Below are 15,886 nucleotides of genomic sequence, written 5' to 3'. Positions count from 1 at the left end.
GGAGCAAGTGCGCACCTTTCGTCATGGACCAGACCGCCCCTGACGTGGCACTCTGCCAGGACGGCAGGGGTGTGGAGGTGGGCGGTGGCGAGCAAGGACTCGTTGGAGGAGCAGTTCCGCGAGTTCGTCGCGGCCCGCTCCGCCGCGCTCCTGCGCACCGCCTATCTGCTCACCGGCGACTGGGCCACGGCCGAGGACCTGCTCCAGACGGCGCTGACCAAGACCTACCTGGCGTGGAAGCGGCTCGGCGGGATCGAGGCCGTCGAGCCGTACGCCCGGCGTGTGATGGTCAACACGTCGACCAGTTGGTGGCGGCGGCGCTGGCACGGCGAACGCCCTACCGAGGTGCTGCCCGAGCGGGCCGGTGTCGACGAGATCGAGCAGCAACTTGACCGGGATCTGCTCTGGCGGCATCTCCGGGAGTTGCCCAACCGGCAGCGGGCAGTGCTGGTGCTGCGCTACTACGAGGACATGTCGGAGGCGCAGACCGCCGCGATGCTGGACATTTCACCGGGCACGGTGAAGAGCCAGGCGTCCCGGGCGCTCGCCACGCTGCGTCGGCGACTGGGCGCGGACGCACCGGAGCTGGCAGCCGCCGCCGGCATCGCCGGCCGGACTGGCGCTGCCGACAGTGCTGCGGGCGCGATCGGCGCCGGCGGCCGGGCGGCGGGCTCGGGTTCCCGGACCGGGCGGGTCCCGGCCACCGGTGCCGCTGCCTCACCCCGTCCCGGACGGGCGGCTGGCCGACCCGTGCCCCGCCCCACCGCTCCGCGCCCTGCCGTGCCGCGCGGGATCGATCCGCAGGTGGTCCTGCCCACCGCCCCGGCGGCCGTGCCCGTCGGCACGGGCTCCGGGGAACAGCAGTGAGTCAGTTCCCCGGCCGACGCGACAACCTGACGGACGGCCCGCAGCGTTCCTACCAGGTGCGGCCTGACGAGTTGGAAGGTGCGGTGCGGGAGACCCTCTCGCACCAGGTCGCCCTTGCCCGCCCGCTGAGCGTCGACCCGGCCGGCCAGGCCATCCGTCGCGCGAACCGGATCCGGCGTCGACGCACCGCCGCCGGCCTCGCCCTCGCGGCGGCCACCACCGTGCTGCTCAGCGCCGGCATGGCCCAGCTCGGTGCCGAGACCAGGCGGGACGGCTCACCCATCGTCGTGATCGGCGACCCCGACCCGACCAGTCGACCGTTCCCGACGGCCAGCATTCCCGGCCCCGACCCCTCGCCCACGGCGTCGACCTCGCTCATCGCCAGCGAGACGCTGGTCAGCGCCGACGGGCGGCGGCTGGTGTTGTCCGACGTCGGGCCGGCCGAACGCGTCCAGCCGCTGCCCAGCGGAGGCGGTTGGCTGGTGGTGGGCGCGCCGAGCACCGCCGGGCGCTTTCTGTGGGTGGTGCAGGACGACGGCCTGGTACAGGTGCTGCTGGCCGGTGCCGGCGCGATCGTCCTGGCCCCGGACAGCCGCCAGGTCGCCTGGCGCGACGGAGGCGATCTCCTGACGGCGGGTGTGGTCGGCACCCAACTCATCGGGTCGGTGCGCACCCCGATGCCGGCGGCGGCGGAGCCCGTCCGGTTCGTCGGTGACAGCGTGCTGGTCCGCCTCGACCCGGCCAGCGCCGGTCACACACTCTGGCGGCCCGGTGCGGGGCCGCTGCCCGACGCCCTCGACCGGAAGAGCCTCAACGTCTACGGGCAGCTGCCCGACGGGCGGCTCGTCGGGCAGGTCAGCACGGCCGATCCGGACCGGACCTGCCTTGCCATCCTCACCCCGACACGTCACCTGGACCCGGTACGCACGGGCTGCGGTCCGGACCTGAGCCAGGACGGCGTCGGCGGGGTCTCGCCGGACGGGCGGTGGCTGCTGGTCAACGAGGACAGCGGCTCGGCCGGTCGGTCCCTGCTGGTCGACCTACAGCGGCTCGGGCCGGGTGCGACAGCCGTCGCGGCCGGGCCGCCGATGACCGGGGCGATCGTCTGGAGCGACGAGGCCCAGGCCTCCTACCTCGACGGCGACGGCGAGCTGGTCCGGGTCGACGTCGGCCAGGTGCGGGCGGGAAAGCCCGCCGGCCCCGCTGCGGTGCCCGGCGTGCCGGCCGGAGAGCGGCCGATCCTGGTGCAGGGCTTCTGACCCCAGGTGGCCCATGTGAGCCGGGCTCACCGTTTCCTCGGTAACGTCGGGCGGTGACCTCGTGTACCGGCCCCGCTTCCCGGATCGACCTGCACGCCCATTCGACGGCCAGCGACGGCACGCTGACCCCGGCCGAGCTGGTCGGCGCGGCCTCCGACGCCGGGCTGGACGTGCTGGCGATCACCGACCACGACACCACGGCGGGCTGGGCGCCGGCAGTGGCCGCGCTGCCACCCGGTCTGCGCCTGATCCGGGGTGCGGAGTTGTCGTGTCGCTGGTCCGGTCCGCAGCCCGCGGTGCCGCTGCACCTGCTCGCGTACCTGTTCGATCCGGGTCACGCGGAGCTGGTGGCCGAGCTGGCGCGGGTCCGGGCCGCCCGGGAAGAGCGTGGCGAACGGATCGTCGGCCTCCTGCGGGCCGACGGCATCGACGTGAACTGGCCGGACATCCTGGTCGGCGCGGGTGGCGGCACAGTGGGACGTCCGCACATCGCGCAGGCACTCATCCGCGCGGGCCTGGTCGGCAGCGTCCGGGAGGCGTTCGGCCCGGACTGGCTGGGCGAGCGGTACCGGCTGCCCAAGGAGGACATCGACGTGTTCCGGGCCGTTCGGCTGGTCCGGGCGGCCGGAGGCGTGCCGGTCTTCGCCCACCCGCGAGCCACCCGACGCGGCCGGGTCGTGCCCGACGAGCTGATCGCCGAGCTGGCCGCCGCCGGGCTCGCCGGGCTCGAAGCCGACCACGAGGACCACAGCCCGGCCGAGCGGGAACACGTGCGGGCGCTCGCCGCCGAGCTGGGTCTGTTCGTCACCGGCTCCTCGGATTTTCACGGCACCCACAAGACCGTCCAACTCGGCGCGTTCAGCACCAGCGTCGAGGCGTACGAGCGGATCGTCGCCGAGGGGGTGACCGAGGTCGCTTCGGGCTGATCCGGGTATTTCGCCCATCGCGACGCGGCTAGTTTGATCACGTGGATCTGAAGCTGTTCGGCGAGGTTTTCGTGACTCTGCTGGTGATCACCGACCCGCCGGGCATGATGCCGATCTTCCTGGCGCTGACCGGCCCCCTGCCCGCCCGCGACCGCAACCGGGCAGCCTGGCAGGCCGTCGCGTTGGCGCTCGGCGTCATCGTGATCTTCGCGGTGGCGGGGCAGACCCTGCTCGACTACCTGCACGTGGACCTGCCGGCGTTGCAGGCAGCCGGTGGGCTACTGCTCGTGCTCGTCGCCCTTGAGCTGCTGACCGGCAAGGCCGACGACCCGAGCCAGCAGGTCACCTCCAACATCGCCCTGGTGCCGCTGGGCACGCCGTTGCTGGCCGGCCCGGGTGCCATCGTGGCCACCATGCTCTTCGTCCAGCAGGCCGACGGGCTGGGAGAGTTCAGCGCCATCGCCGTGGCGATCCTCGCCGTGATGGTCGCCGTCTGGATCGTCCTGCGCTTCTCCGGCGGCATCGTGAAGATCCTCCGGCCGGGCGGGATCGAGGTGCTGACCCGGATCGCCGGCCTGCTGCTGGCCGCGATCGCCGTGCAGCTCATCGCCGACGCGGTGGCCGCCTTCGTCACGCAGTACGTGAACATGGCCTGACGGCACACGCGCGATGTCGGAGATGAATGGCAGGATCTGAGACGTGCGACGATCCTCATCAGCGGGGCGGCCGGCCGCCGGCGGCCGGACCCCGCGGCAGCGCGCCGGCGACGCCGAGCAGCTCGGCTTCGAGGGCATGCCCGAGCGGCTGTTCGTCTGCACCCCGAGCAAGCTGGGCGCGTACGCGGACTGCCCGCGTCGTTACCGCTACTCCTACGTCGACCGGCCCGCCCCACCCAAGGGCCCGCCGTGGGCGCACAACTCGCTCGGCGCCAGCGTGCACACCGCCCTGAAGAACTGGTATGCGCTGCCCGCCGACCGAAGGCGTCCCGAGGCGCTGGCCACACTGCTCAAGGGCACCTGGGTCCGGGAGGGCTACCGCGACGACGAGCAGGAACGGGCCGCCTACCGGCGGGCGTTGGGGTGGCTGGAGTCGTACGTCGAGACGCTGGAGCCGGATTCCGACCCGCTCGGCGTGGAGCGGGTGGTGGCGGTCAAGACCGCGGTGCTGGCGTTCAACGGTCGTACCGACCGGATCGACTCGCGGCCCGGCCCGGACGGGCCGGAGCTGGTCATCGTGGACTACAAGACCGGCCGCACCGGGCTGGACACGGACGACGCCAGGGGCTCGCAGGCGCTCGCGCTCTACGCGTACGCCGCCGAGCGGGTGTTTCGTCGGCCGTGCCGCAGGGTGGAGCTGCACCACCTGCCGACCGGCACGGTCGCCGGCCACGACCACACAGTCGAGTCGCTGGCCCGACAACTGACCCGCGCGGAAGAGACGGCCCGCGACATCATGGCCGCCGAGCGGGCGGTCGCCGACGGCGCCGACGCGGACGAGGCTTTCCCGGTGGCACCCGGCCCGCGCTGTGGCTGGTGCGACTTCCGGCGGCACTGCCCGACGGGCGCTCAGGTCCCGGGCAAGGAGCCGTGGGCGGCAGTGGACCGGCCGGCCGACGGCTGATCTCCTGCCGCCGAGGGTCGGGTCAGCCGGCCAGCGAGGCGGCAGCGTGCCGCGCGGCCCGCTCCTTGGCCGCCTGAATCAACGGCCCCTCCAGGTAGCGACGGGGGACGGCGGCGAACGCGAGCCGCAGCGCGCGCACGGTCAGGTCCGCCGACAGCGCGGTGGTCGGTAGACCGGGACCTCCGTACATCCGGCGTGCCCACGCCGGCAGCAGCGCGAACGCGGTGCTGGCGATCCCCAGGTACGCCCAGCGTGGCGGGCCCAACGTGAGCCCCAACCGGACCGGCAGGCTGAGCTTCCACGGCAGCGGCGGGGCGGTGAGGAACACCGCCGTCTCGGCGGCCTCCCGGGTCATCCGCAACTGTGGCCGTACGGCCTCGTAGTAGTCAGCGACCTCGGCGGCGGTCCCCGGGACGGTGGCCGGGTCCAGGCCGACCAGGGCTGCGGCGCGGCGCTGCTCGGTGTAGTAGCCGTCCACCTCGTCGTCGCTCAGCGGCAGCCCGGCGCGTCGGGCCGTGCTCAGGAACGACTCGACCTCGGTCACGTGCACCCAGCGCAGCAGGTCCGGTTCGTCGATCCTGAACTGTTCACCGGTGAGCGTGTCGGTGGCCCGCAGGCGGTCGTGCAGGCGGCGCAGCCGGGCCCCGGCGGCCTCCGCCTCGGCGGTGGTCCCGTAGACGGTGGTCGCCACGTAGGTGGCGGTGCGGAGAAGTCGACCCCAGGCGTCGGTGCGGTAGTTGCTGTTCTGCGCGACCCCGGCCATGGCCCGGGGGTGCAACGCCTGGAGGTAGAGCGAGCGCAGGCCGGCGACGATCAGGATCGGCTCCTCGTGCACCTTCCACGTGACCGAACCCGGACCGAAAAGGCCGAGGTCATCGGAGTCCACCGCACAAGAGTGCCACGATCGGGCCGACCTCGCCGGTCACGTGCCTCCGGTGCAGATGCTCAGACGTCGGCGGAGCGGCGGGCCCGGCAGCCCGGGCAGAGGCCCCAGAAGGTCACTTCGGCCTCGTCGACCTCGAACCCGTGCGCGCTGCTCGGCTCCAGGCACGGTGCGCTGCCCACCGCGCAGTCGATGTCGGCGATCTCGCCGCAGCCTCGGCAGACCACGTGGTGGTGGTTGTCGCCCACCCGCGCCTCATAGCGGGCGGGACTGCCCGCCGGCTCGATCCGGCGGGACAGCCCGGCCCGGGACAGCGCGCCCAGTACGTCGTAGACCGCCTGGGTGGAGACCGAGTCGAGGCGTTCGCGCACCCGCCGGGTGATTTCGTCGACCTCCAGGTGGCCGCCGTCGGCCAGCACGTCGAGCACCGCGAGGCGGGGGCGCGTGACACGCAGACCCCTCGACCGCAGCAGCTCCTCGGCACCGGACATTGGCCAATGACAACACGCTCGACCCGCATCGACAACCGTCGCCCGCTCCGGGTGGCCACCGACACAGCCAGGCAGGATCGGGAGTACGGCCCCAGCGAATGAACCCGATCGACGTGGCGCGCGTGTCATCCGTCGAGAGCCTGGGGACGATCGGCGGACCATAGGCTGAACACCCCTGACCATGATCCACCTGGAGGGTTCGATGTTCGAGGAGATCCTGGGTCTACCGGTGCACGTCCTGGTAATCCACGCGGTCGTCGTGTTCGTACCGCTGCTGGCGGTGCTGGCCATCGCGTACGTGGGGCTACCGCGGTGGCGGCACCGGCTGGACTGGGCCCTGGGCCTCCTCGCGGTGGCCGCGCCGGTGACCGCCTACGTCGCGGTCAAGTCGGGTGAGGCACTCACCGACGCGCTGGTGGCGCGGGGCTTCCAGGGGCCGATCCTCGATCAGATCTTCGAGCACAGCCGCTACGGGGACATCCTGTTACGCGTCGTGGTGCCGCTTGGGATCGTGGCCATCCTGCTGCTCGTGGCGACGAGTGGGCACCCCCGGGTGCCGCAGCTACCCGCGCTGGTCATCCCCGTGCTGGCGGTAGCGGCAGTGGGGCTTTCCATCGCCGCCCTGATCTACGTCTACCTGACCGGCCACTCCGGCGCCGAGACGGTGTGGGGCACCACCCTCTGAGCCGCTGGCCGGCGCTGCCGCCCGGGGGTGGGCATCAGAAGATGAGCCGCGAGCAGAGCAGACAGAGCAGTACCAGCAGCACCACGCCGGCCGCCGCCCCGAAGCCGTAGGTGACCCGCTGCGATCGCTGCTCGGCCGCGTCCAGGTCGGCCATGTCCTGCGGTGGCAGCCGTCGCGGCGGCGCCGGCTGCAGATGTACGGGTGGACGCCAACCCGCCGGCGGCGGCACGCTCGGCGGCGGGCCGGAGTATCCGCTGGTAGTGCCTCCCGCCGGTGCGATCGGTGCGGGCGGCGGGCCCGCGCTCCCGCTGACAGGGCCTCCCGTCGGTGCCGATGCGGGCGGCGGGCCCGCGTTCCCGCTGGCAGGGTGGCCCGTCGATGCTGGGCTGGCCTGCTCGTTCTGCTGTGAATTGGTGGGCCCGGCCGGTGGTGTGGTCGCGGGCGCGGCGGGAGGTTGGCCGGCCACCGCGTCGTCACCGGTGTCGGGCCGTCGCCAGTAGTCGTCCGGGTCGCTGCCACCGCTGGGGGTCGTCACGCCGTCCGACGCTACCAACGCCATCGGCGGCCCGGTCGCTTCTGGCCGGCGCGCCCACTGTCGGCGGTCCGGCCGGCGTGCCCAGTGCCGGCGGTCCGGCTGGCTCTGGCCGGCGTGCCCACCGCCGGTGGCCCGGTCCACCGCCGTCGGCTGCGCTAGTCTTGCCGCTCGTGAGCACCGAGGACCCTGGCACGCACGGCGCACCGCGAGACGATGACCGCGCCGTCGACCTGAGCGAAGACTTCGTGGTGCTGCCCGAGCAGACCACCGACGACACCGACCGTGGTTGGGGTGAGCGGTCGGGCGGCAACGACGACTGGCTGCTCGCCGAACGCCCCCCGCACTGGGAATGACCCCCGCAGCTTCGGCCAGACCCTGACGATCTCGATCCGCCAGCTCTCTGCCCTGGGCGGTGGCCGGTGCTCGACCGGGGCGGATGCCTGTCCTGCTGCGCTCGCCCGACCGACCTTGGTCGGCCTACCGGGTCGGGTCGTCCGCCACCGATGGAGAGTCGGAGGGCACGGCGGTCGGAGGGCATCCGGTCGGGGTGTGCAGGACCGCGGCGGCCAGGCCGAGCAGCGCGGCGACCAGACCGGCCCGGAGCAGGGTGCGCCCGCCGGGCAGAGTGAGCTGGCGCAGCGGGCGCAACGCCCGCGCGGAATCTGGATCGACCATCGCCTCTGCCGCCTCCCGTCCCCGAGCGCCGCAGTGGCACTCATGCAGGGGAGGCTAGGCAGTTCCCGCCGCCTCGGCCGACCCACGGCCACCGCCTGTGGACAACCGCCCGGCCTGTGGACAACGCGCATCCGCCGGTGCGATCTGCTAGGAGAATCGCTTTGATCGACTCGGGATCAGGGAAATCGGGCGGTCAGAGCGACGGGGACAGGCCGGCTTCCTGGAACCCGAGTCGATCGAGGCTCGACCCGTGGTGGGGTCGGGCCTTCGGCGATCAGGACGTGGAGCTGGCCGTCGCCGCCTTGCCGCCGCCCGATGCGCCCGAGGACGACCCGGAGGACGACCCCGAGGACCCCGACCCCGAGGACGAGGACGACCCGGACGAGGACGAGGACCCCGAAGAGGACGACGAGCTGTCAGCGGAGGACGACTCGGACTTCGCCGGCTTGGTGGTCGTGCCGCCGGCGGTCGTCTCGGAACCGGACGCCCGGGAGTCGGTGCGGTAGAAGCCCGAACCCTTGAAGACGATGCCGACCGAGTTGAAGACCTTGCGCAGCCGCCCCTGACACGCCGGGCACTCGGTCAGCGGCTCGTCAGAGAAGGACTGCACCGCCTCGAGCTGCTCACCGCACGTGGTGCAGGCGTACTGGTACGTGGGCACGTTCTCCTCCGGATCTGGGCTCAGCCAGTTGGCACTCGACGTATTCGAGTGCCAATGGTGCGTCATTCGCCCCGGGTTCGTCCAGCAGACGTGTGGGGCGCGACACCGTGCGCCGCACCCGGGCCGCCGTCAAGCGTACGCACCCCGTCGGCGGGAGTGACGACCGCGCGCACCCGACGGTCGTGGGGCTCCGCCGGCAGCGCCTCGACCAGCTCACCGTCGTGCAGCGGCACCACCGTCAGGGCCGCCGCGGGGACCCGGGCGAGGGCGCGGTCGTACGACCCGCCACCGCGCCCGAGCCGCCGACCGTGGTGGTCGACCGCGAGAGCCGGAACGATCACGAGTTCCGCGTGTGCCACGGCGGCCACCCCGAGACGGGCACCGACCGGTTCTCGGATACCCCGTCCCGCAGCGATCACGGCATCGGGCCCGGTATACGCCGCCCAGTCCAGATCCAGGTCACCGAGGAGCACCGGCAGCAGCAACTCGGCGTCCGCCGGCAGCGCCGCCCGCAGCACCTCGGGCAGGTCGGGCCCGCCCGGTTCGGAGCCGACCGGCACGTACGCCGTCATCCGGTGTGGGCGCAGTCGGCGTACCAGGGCGACCAGCTCGGCCTGCACGCGCCCGGCGGCGGCTGCCCGGGTCGCGGCGGGCAGCGACCGGCGGCGGGCGAGCAGCTCGACGCGGGTGTTCCGCTTCGCCACTCGGGTCACTTCCGCTTCATCAGAAAATTCCGGCACGCAACACTCCTGACGCAACGCCTCTCCCACGGTTGCACTGTGTCAGCATCGCAAGCAACGGAGGCGGAACTTCCGGGGGGACGAGTGACGCTACGCGGGCGGTTGACGGCAGCCTTCCTCGTGGTGGTGCTCGGGCCCGTCCTGCTCGGCGCGCTCTTCGTCGCCTCCACAGTCGCGGCGGTGGACCGCAGCCGCTCCACCGAGCGCCTGGCGGTGGCTGCATCCGCGGTTCGCACCTCGGTCGACGCGCTCTGCCAGCAGCTACGCGCCACCGCCGACGCGGTGGCGCTCACCGCCGACCCCGCCGTCGCCGCCGCGCAACTGGTCGGTCGGGGTCTGGCCGCCGCGGTGCTGGTCAGCGACGTGGCCGGCCAGGTCACCTACCTGTCGCCCGGTGCTCCGTCGACCCCGTGGCAGGACTGCGACGGCTCGGCCGAGGGCACGAACGGGGGCTCGAACCCGGGCTCGGCGGGCCCGGTCCGTGCGTTGGCCGCCCAGGTCGACCTGCACGATCGCGCCGGCACCCGGCTGGGCACTGTGACCGCCGCGCAACTGGTCGACCCGGCCTTCGTGGCCCGGCTGGCGGCGGTGACCGGGGTGGCGGTCACCCTCCTCGACAGTGGGGCGAGCGCCGCTCGGGTCACCCATACGACCGAGTCCGGTGACGTCCGCGACGCGGTGCTGGCCGCCGCCGTCGGCGTACGGGGCGAGCAGGTCACCGAGACCAACGAGGGCCGGTACGTGCGCAGGCTCGGGCCCTCCGACACGCAGCCGCTGCCACTGGTGCTCTCCGTGCCCAGTGAACGGCCACCGGGGTTGCACGCCACGCTGCTCGGGGTGGTCGTGCTGGCCGGGCTGCTCGCGGTGCTGGCCGCTTGGCGGCTGGCCCGGGTGACCACCCGGCCGCTGGCGGAGCTGGCCGGTGCCGTCGACCGGGTGGCCCAGGGCGATCTGACCGCCCGGGTGCCGGTGCGCAGTCGTGACGAGTTGGGTCGGCTGGCCGCCGCGTTCAACCGGATGACCCGGGAGACCGGCTCCTACGTCGCGGCGTTGACCAGCAACCGGGACCAGCTGCGCGGGCACCTCGCGGTGCTCGGCGACACGCTGGCCAGCACACACGACCTGCAACGCATCCTGCGCGTGATCCTGCGCAGTGCCATCGGGGCCACGGGCGCGCGCGCCGGTGCCGTGCTGCTGGTGGAGACCGGCGGGGTGCTCGTCGCCCAGTGCACGGAGGGGTTGGACGGGCGCTGGCCGGCGGAGGAGGCGGACGGGTCGCAGACGCTCCGGGTGCCGGTCGGCGTCGGCGTGGTCGGTGAGGTCGCCGCCACCGGGGAACCGCAACGGGGCAGGGCGGAGCAGACCGAGACGCCAACGGGTGAGCCACGCTGTCGTACCTACGTCGCGGTTCCGTTCGCCGCCCCGCCCGGCGGTGCCACGGCCACCCTCGGCGGATCCTCGGGGCCGGTCGACGAGGCGGGCGCGGCGGCCGCCCTCGGCGTGCTGGCCCTCTATGACCGGCTGGGCGCCGACGAGTTCGACGACGACGACCTGGCCACCCTGCGCACCTTCGCCGGCCACGCGGCCGTGGCGGTGGACAACGTCCGGGTGCACGAGGAGGCGCAGCGGCTCTCCCTCACCGACCCGCTCACCGGGCTGTGGAACTACCGCTACCTGCGCGAGTCGATCCGGCGGGAGGTGGAACGGGCCAGCCGCTTCGGGCGGATGCTCAGCGTCCTCGCGTTGGACCTGGACCGGTTCAAGGACGTCAACGACACCTACGGGCACGCCGCGGGGGACACCGTCCTGGCCGAGTTCGCCCGCCGGGTGCGCGGGGAGATCCGGGAGGTCGACCTGGCCTTCCGCCAGGGTGGTGAGGAGTTCGTGCTGCTGCTGCCGGAGACAGACGCCCGGGGCGCGGCGATCGTTGCCGAGCGGCTCGGCGCGGCGGTGCGCGACACGCCCATCGCCGTCGAGGCGTACGCCGGGCCGGTCCTGGTGACCGTGTCGGTGGGCATCGCCGTCTTCCCGGACCACGGCAGCACCGGGCGAGAGGTGCTGGAGGCCGCCGACGACGCCCTCTATGCGGCCAAGGCGGCGGGCCGTGACACGTACCGGGTCGCCGAGGTTCGCTCGGATCTGCCGACCCGGGAAATTCCCGTGCTCGCGTGCGCGGTGAGCCCTACCGACGGGCTGCCGCGCGCCGGCCAGCCGGTGCAGGCCAGCCGGGAGCCGGGCGGGCCCGCCCGGTCCGACCCGGCGGTGGGCGTACCGGAATCATCGCTGGCGGGCCCGGCGCAGGCCCGGCCGGATTCGGTCGACGACACGCCGGACGTCGCGACGGACGCGGCGCGGGCCGGCCCGGACGCGGCGCGGCCGGGGCCGGGTGGCGGCGCGTCTTCTGGGCCACACCCGCCGCGGCAGAGCCGTGGCCGATAGTCTCGCGGCATGTCGGAGCACTCAGCGAACCCCTCATCGACGGTCGCCGCAAACGGCCGTCCCCTGGCGGTCAAGGCCGTCATCCCGGCCGCCGGACTGGCCACCCGGTTCCTGCCGGCCACCAAGGCGGTGCCCAAGGAACTGCTGCCGGTGGTGGATCGGCCGGTGTTGCAGTACATCGTCGAGGAGGCCACGCAGGCTGGCATCGGTGACGTGTTGCTGATCACCGGTCGGGGTAAGACGTCGATGGTGGACCACTTCGACCGTCGTCCGGACCTGGAGACCAGGTTGGAGGAGAAGGGCGACTCCGAGCGGCTGGCCGCCGTACGTCGGCCCAGCGAGCTGGCCGAGATCTACACCGTGCGGCAGCCCGAGCAGCTCGGGCTCGGCCACGCCATCGGGTACGCCGAGTCGCACGTCGGCGACGCCCCCTTCGCGGTGCTGCTCGGCGACGAGTTCGTCAAGCCGTCGGAGCCGCTGCTGCCGGCGATGCTGGAGTTGCAGGCCCGCACCGGCGGTGTGGTGCTCGCCTTCTTCGAGGTCGACCCGTCCGAGACCAAGCGGTACGGGATCGCCTCCGTCGAGCCGGCCGAGTCGGAGCTGACCGACATCGGCGAGGTCGTCAAGGTGACCGGGATGGTGGAGAAGCCGCAGCCGGAGGACGCCCCGAGCAACCTGGCGGTGCTCGGCCGCTACGTGTTGCCGGGCAAGATCTTCGACGCGATCCGGCGGACCAAGCCGGGCAGCGGCGGCGAGATCCAGCTGACCGACGCGATGGAGCTGCTGCGTACCGAGGGCACCCCGGTGCACGCGATCGTCTACCGGGGCACCCGCTACGACACCGGCATGCCGCTGGGATATCTCCAGACGGTGGTGCAGATCGCCGCCGAGCGCGAGGACCTGGGCACCGAGTTCCGGTCCTGGCTGGCCGACTTCGTCAAGGCCGACGCGGCAGGCGGATCTGGTACATGACAGCGACGGCCGACGCCGAGGCGGCCGCGAACGAGTTGACGCCGCTCGCCGACTACCTGGGCAGCGTGCTGCGCAGGTTGCGCGCGCTGCCGCCACTCGACCTCGACCTCACCCAGGCGCACGGCAACGTCCTCGCCGAGGACGTCGTCGCGCCGCACGCCTTCCCGGCCTTCGACCAGGCGGCCGTGGACGGCTACGCCGCGCGCTGGGAGGACATCTCCGGAGGGGGGCGGGGGCCGAGCTACGTCCCGGCCCCCTCCGGCATGCCCGGCGGTCGCACCATCCGGCTCAACGTGGTCGGCGATCTCGGCGCCGCGAGCTGGCGGCCGGTCCGGCTCACCCCCGGCTCGTGCTTCTCGGTGGCCGCCGGGGCACCGCTGCCGGTCGCCGCTGACGTCGTTGTCCCGGTGGAGTGGACCGACCAGGGCATGGCCGCAGTGGAGATCTTCCGCACCCCCAAACGGGGGTACGGGGTACGCCGAGCGGGTGAGGAGCTGCCCGCCGGCACCCTGCTCGCTCGGGCCGGCACCTACGTGTCCCCGGCCCTGGTCGCCGTCTTCGCGGCGACCGGCATCGGGCACGTGGTGGTCCGGCCCAGTCCGCGGGTGGTCATCGTGGCCACCGGTGACGAACTCGTCGACGTCGGCCGGGGTAGTCAGCCCGGTCAGGTGGTGGACGCGAACTCGCACGCGCTGACCGCCGCAGCGGCCGAGGTGGGCGCGCTGGCGTACCGGGTGGGAATCTGCGACGACGACCCGGAGGGGCTGCGCGGGCTGCTGGAGGACCAGACGCTGCGTGCCGACCTGATCATCACGACCGGGGGCACCGGCACCGGCCCCGGAGACATGGTGCGTCGGATCCTCTCCCGCCGTGAGGGCGGTCGCGCCGGGCCGGTCACCTTCACCGACGTGGCGCTCTACCCCGGCACCGCGCTCGGGTTCGGCACTGTCGGCGCCGAGGAGGTGCCGGTGGTCTGCCTGCCCGGCGACCCGGGTGCCGCGTTGATCGGCTTCGAGGTGCTGGCCCGCCCCGCCATCCAACTGCTCGCCGGTGCCGAGCCGGTGTTCCGACCCAGTGTGCGGGCACACCTGCTGGAGACCGTGTCGTCGCCGACCGGGCTTCGCGAGTTCCGGCCGGCGCACGTCGCCGAGCGGCGCGGCGGCGGGTACACGGTCCAGCCGCTCAGCGGAGGACCGTTCACCCTCTCCGGGTTGGCCGAGGCCAACGGGCTGCTGGTGCTCGGCGAGCGGGTCACCACGGCCGCCGCCGGCTCCACAGTGGACGTCCTGCTGCTGGACCGCCGCCGGTGACGCGTCCCGGCCGGCCCGCTCGCGGCCCGCGTCGGGTGATCGTCGGATCTGTGCGGTGAACGCGGTGAGGCCACTTGTGCGCGACACGGTCCCGCGCGGGAGACTGTCCAGGTGAGTCTCTTCGGTCCCGCGCGGGCACCGGGCTGGCCGGTGGAACTGGCCGACGGCCCAGTGCTGCTGCGGCCGTACCGGCGCTCCGACGCGGCGGCGTGGTCGGAGGTGCGGCGGGCCAACCGGGCCTGGCTGGCACCCTGGGAGTCGTCACTGCCCGGCGGCTGGGACGAGATGAACTCGCCGGCCGCGTTCCGCTGGGTGCACCGTGACCAGCGGCGCTCGGCCCGCGAAGGTGAGGGCATGCCGTTCGCGGTCTGCCTGCGTGAGGCCGACCGGGACCGGCTGGTCGGGCACATCAACGTGGGCAGCATCGTGCGGCGGGCCCTCTGCTCCGGCTACGTCGGCTACTGGGTGGACGCCCGGGCCGCCGGCCAGGGTGTGATCCCGACTGCGCTGGCGCTCGCCGTGGACCACGCGTTCGGCCCGGGCGGGCTGCACCGGGTGGAGGTGAACATCCGTCCGGAGAACCGGCCGTCCCGGCGGGTGGTGGAGAAGTTGGGCTTCCGCGAGGAGTCGTACCACGTGCGCTACATGCACATCGACGGCGCCTGGCGGGACCACATCGGGTACGCGATGACGAGTGAGGAGATCGCCGCCGAGGGTGGCCTGCTGGCCCGCTGGCACCGGGTTCGCGCCAACGCGCGGTAGGAGGATTTCCCGACATCGGCCCACTCGTCCCACGGACGGGATCGGCGCGGCGCGGTGGCAACCCGGTCGGTGCGCCGTAACCTCAAGTAACTGCAAGCTGCGGCAAGCGCTCCCCGGCCGGACGATCCACGCGCCCAGGCGTGATCCATGGAAGATCCTGCGGTCGGGTGGCGGTTGCTTCGAATTCGGTGACGGGAGGGGTGAGGGTGCCGACCTCGGTGCTCCTCGCCGTCCTCGCCGCCGCCGGCCTGCTCGCCCTGGCCCCGGCGTTGGTTCGCCGGTACGACGCCACCGAGCGGCTGGTGGCGGAGCGGGCGCAGTCGACGGCGCGGGTGCTCCAGCGCCGCCGACGGCGCCGCACTGTGCCGGGACGGCGACCCGTCCATCCTCCGCGCTCACTGATAGTCACCCTCAGTGAAGATGCGACTACCGGCGTGTTGGGCGCGCCGGTCTCCGCGCCGCCGGCCGTCCGCCGCTCCGGTCGACTGCGCGCCGTGCCCGCCGCACCGAAGCGGTCCCGTCGCCGCCCGCCGCCGCGCCGGCAGCACACCCCCGCCGTCTACCGGCGTCGCCGTGTGCTCGCCGCCCTGCTGCTCCTCAACGTCGTCGAGTTGATCGGTGTGCTGTTCGTCAGCCCCGGCTTCTGGGTCGGCTTCGGGGTCACCTTCCTCCTCCTGGCCCTCTACGTCGTGCACCTGCGGGGTCAGGCCCTGGCCGGGCGTCGCCGCCGCCGCGCCCGAGCCCGGGAGGCCGCCTGGTTGGCTGCCCGGCAGGCCGAGGTGCGCCGGGAGCAGGCCCGTAGGGCAGCGGCCCGCCGGGAGGCGCAGCGCCGCCTCGCCGCCCAGCGCGAAGGGGTACGCCGCGCCGCCATGGGCCTGGACCGGCCGGGAGACCTGCCGGCGGCGGTCAACGGTGGATCGGTCTCGTACCGGCGGTCGGGCGGCCTGCGTGGCCGCCCCTACGAGGCCGGCCGAGGCGCCTGACGGCCGGTCCCGGCCGGGGCGCGGGCCCCGCCGGGCCGCGGTCCCGGCCGGGCCCGGCTGGCTTGATGGACTCGGGGT

Annotated in this window: 18 protein-coding genes and 1 pseudogene; 13 read left to right on the top strand and 6 right to left on the bottom strand. The window is 73.6% G+C overall.

Features of this window, described 5'->3' with window-relative positions:
- The first annotated feature begins 84 nt into the window (after positions 1–84).
- The 5 genes from AB0B48_RS03835 to AB0B48_RS03815 are packed head-to-tail and all read left to right on the top strand — an operon-like array spanning position 85 to position 4,672.
- Entirely contained in the window at positions 85–867 is a 783-nt protein-coding gene (locus tag AB0B48_RS03835) for a SigE family RNA polymerase sigma factor (protein ID WP_357195454.1), read from the top strand.
- A complete protein-coding gene (locus AB0B48_RS03830; RefSeq protein WP_357195451.1) occupies positions 864–2,126 on the top strand; it encodes a hypothetical protein in 1,263 nt (420 codons plus the stop codon). The genes AB0B48_RS03835 and AB0B48_RS03830 overlap by 4 nt, the downstream gene beginning before the upstream one ends.
- 53 nt (positions 2,127–2,179) lie before the next feature.
- Entirely contained in the window at positions 2,180–3,052 is an 873-nt protein-coding gene (locus AB0B48_RS03825) for a PHP domain-containing protein (protein WP_357195448.1), read from the top strand.
- Between the two features lie 41 nt (positions 3,053–3,093).
- Positions 3,094–3,708 (top strand): MarC family protein, encoded by a 615-nt coding sequence (locus AB0B48_RS03820; protein WP_091394729.1) that lies wholly within the window; start codon positions 3,094–3,096, stop codon positions 3,706–3,708.
- A gap of 43 nt (positions 3,709–3,751) precedes the next feature.
- On the top strand, positions 3,752–4,672 hold the full coding sequence (locus tag AB0B48_RS03815) for a PD-(D/E)XK nuclease family protein (protein WP_357195445.1): 921 nt from the start codon (positions 3,752–3,754) through the stop codon (positions 4,670–4,672).
- Positions 4,673–4,694: 22 nt separating this feature from the next.
- On the opposite strand, the gene AB0B48_RS03810 is transcribed toward AB0B48_RS03815, so the two are convergent.
- A complete protein-coding gene (locus AB0B48_RS03810; protein WP_357195442.1) occupies positions 4,695–5,558 on the bottom strand; it encodes an oxygenase MpaB family protein in 864 nt (287 codons plus the stop codon).
- A gap of 59 nt (positions 5,559–5,617) precedes the next feature.
- A complete protein-coding gene (locus AB0B48_RS03805; RefSeq protein ID WP_357195440.1) occupies positions 5,618–6,046 on the bottom strand; it encodes a Fur family transcriptional regulator in 429 nt (142 codons plus the stop codon).
- Positions 6,047–6,248: 202 nt separating this feature from the next.
- On the opposite strand from AB0B48_RS03805, the gene AB0B48_RS03800 reads away from it, so the two are divergent.
- Entirely contained in the window at positions 6,249–6,731 is a 483-nt protein-coding gene (locus tag AB0B48_RS03800) for a DUF2231 domain-containing protein (RefSeq protein WP_357195558.1), read from the top strand.
- A gap of 34 nt (positions 6,732–6,765) precedes the next feature.
- Here AB0B48_RS03800 and AB0B48_RS03795 read toward each other — a convergent pair whose 3' ends face one another.
- Positions 6,766–7,266, bottom strand: coding sequence for a hypothetical protein (locus tag AB0B48_RS03795; RefSeq protein WP_357195437.1), 501 nt, complete (start codon positions 7,264–7,266; stop codon positions 6,766–6,768).
- Positions 7,267–7,436: 170 nt separating this feature from the next.
- Between AB0B48_RS03795 and AB0B48_RS03790 the strand changes: the two genes are divergently transcribed.
- Positions 7,437–7,619 (top strand): hypothetical protein, encoded by a 183-nt coding sequence (locus AB0B48_RS03790; protein WP_355005124.1) that lies wholly within the window; start codon positions 7,437–7,439, stop codon positions 7,617–7,619.
- Positions 7,620–7,743: 124 nt separating this feature from the next.
- Here the strand turns inward: AB0B48_RS03790 and AB0B48_RS03785 are convergent, their stop codons facing one another.
- Positions 7,744–7,941 carry a hypothetical protein gene (locus AB0B48_RS03785; protein ID WP_357195433.1) on the bottom strand — a complete coding sequence of 66 codons (198 nt, stop codon included), beginning with the start codon at positions 7,939–7,941 and terminating at the stop codon, positions 7,744–7,746.
- A gap of 281 nt (positions 7,942–8,222) precedes the next feature.
- Between AB0B48_RS03785 and AB0B48_RS03780 the strand changes: the two genes are divergently transcribed.
- Positions 8,223–8,447 carry a hypothetical protein gene (locus AB0B48_RS03780; protein WP_357195570.1) on the top strand — a complete coding sequence of 75 codons (225 nt, stop codon included), beginning with the start codon at positions 8,223–8,225 and terminating at the stop codon, positions 8,445–8,447.
- Positions 8,448–8,461: 14 nt separating this feature from the next.
- Here the strand turns inward: AB0B48_RS03780 and AB0B48_RS03775 are convergent.
- Positions 8,462–8,668 (bottom strand): annotated as a pseudogene (locus AB0B48_RS03775) (FmdB family zinc ribbon protein); the annotation flags it as partial.
- A complete protein-coding gene (locus AB0B48_RS03770) occupies positions 8,665–9,342 on the bottom strand; it encodes a 5-formyltetrahydrofolate cyclo-ligase (protein ID WP_357195430.1) in 678 nt (225 codons plus the stop codon). The gene AB0B48_RS03770 and the pseudogene AB0B48_RS03775, both read right to left, overlap by 4 nt.
- Before the next feature lie 84 nt (positions 9,343–9,426).
- Between AB0B48_RS03770 and AB0B48_RS03765 the strand changes: the two genes are divergently transcribed.
- The 5 genes from AB0B48_RS03765 to AB0B48_RS03745 all read left to right on the top strand — a co-directional run bounded on the left by AB0B48_RS03765 (position 9,427) and on the right by AB0B48_RS03745 (position 15,808).
- A complete protein-coding gene (locus tag AB0B48_RS03765; RefSeq protein ID WP_357195427.1) occupies positions 9,427–11,781 on the top strand; it encodes a diguanylate cyclase in 2,355 nt (784 codons plus the stop codon).
- A 9-nt stretch (positions 11,782–11,790) separates the two neighbouring features.
- Positions 11,791–12,753, top strand: coding sequence for a UTP--glucose-1-phosphate uridylyltransferase (locus AB0B48_RS03760; RefSeq protein ID WP_357195424.1), 963 nt, complete (start codon positions 11,791–11,793; stop codon positions 12,751–12,753).
- Positions 12,750–14,063, top strand: a complete 1,314-nt coding sequence (gene glp, locus AB0B48_RS03755; RefSeq protein WP_357195422.1) for a gephyrin-like molybdotransferase Glp — start codon at positions 12,750–12,752, stop codon at positions 14,061–14,063. The genes AB0B48_RS03760 and glp overlap by 4 nt, the downstream gene beginning before the upstream one ends.
- Positions 14,064–14,174: 111 nt before the next feature.
- Positions 14,175–14,825: a GNAT family protein gene (locus AB0B48_RS03750; RefSeq protein WP_357195419.1), complete on the top strand. Its 651-nt coding sequence runs from the start codon at positions 14,175–14,177 to the stop codon at positions 14,823–14,825.
- A gap of 200 nt (positions 14,826–15,025) precedes the next feature.
- The gene (locus AB0B48_RS03745; RefSeq protein WP_357195416.1) at positions 15,026–15,808 is read left to right on the top strand and encodes a hypothetical protein; all 783 of its coding nucleotides are present in this window, start codon (positions 15,026–15,028) and stop codon (positions 15,806–15,808) included.
- Positions 15,809–15,886 lie beyond the last annotated feature (78 nt).

The sequence above is a fragment of the Micromonospora sp. NPDC049089 genome, from assembly GCF_040648775.1.
Taxonomy (GTDB): Bacteria; Actinomycetota; Actinomycetes; order Mycobacteriales; family Micromonosporaceae; genus Micromonospora.
This window is presented reverse-complemented; position numbering and strand designations above follow the sequence as displayed.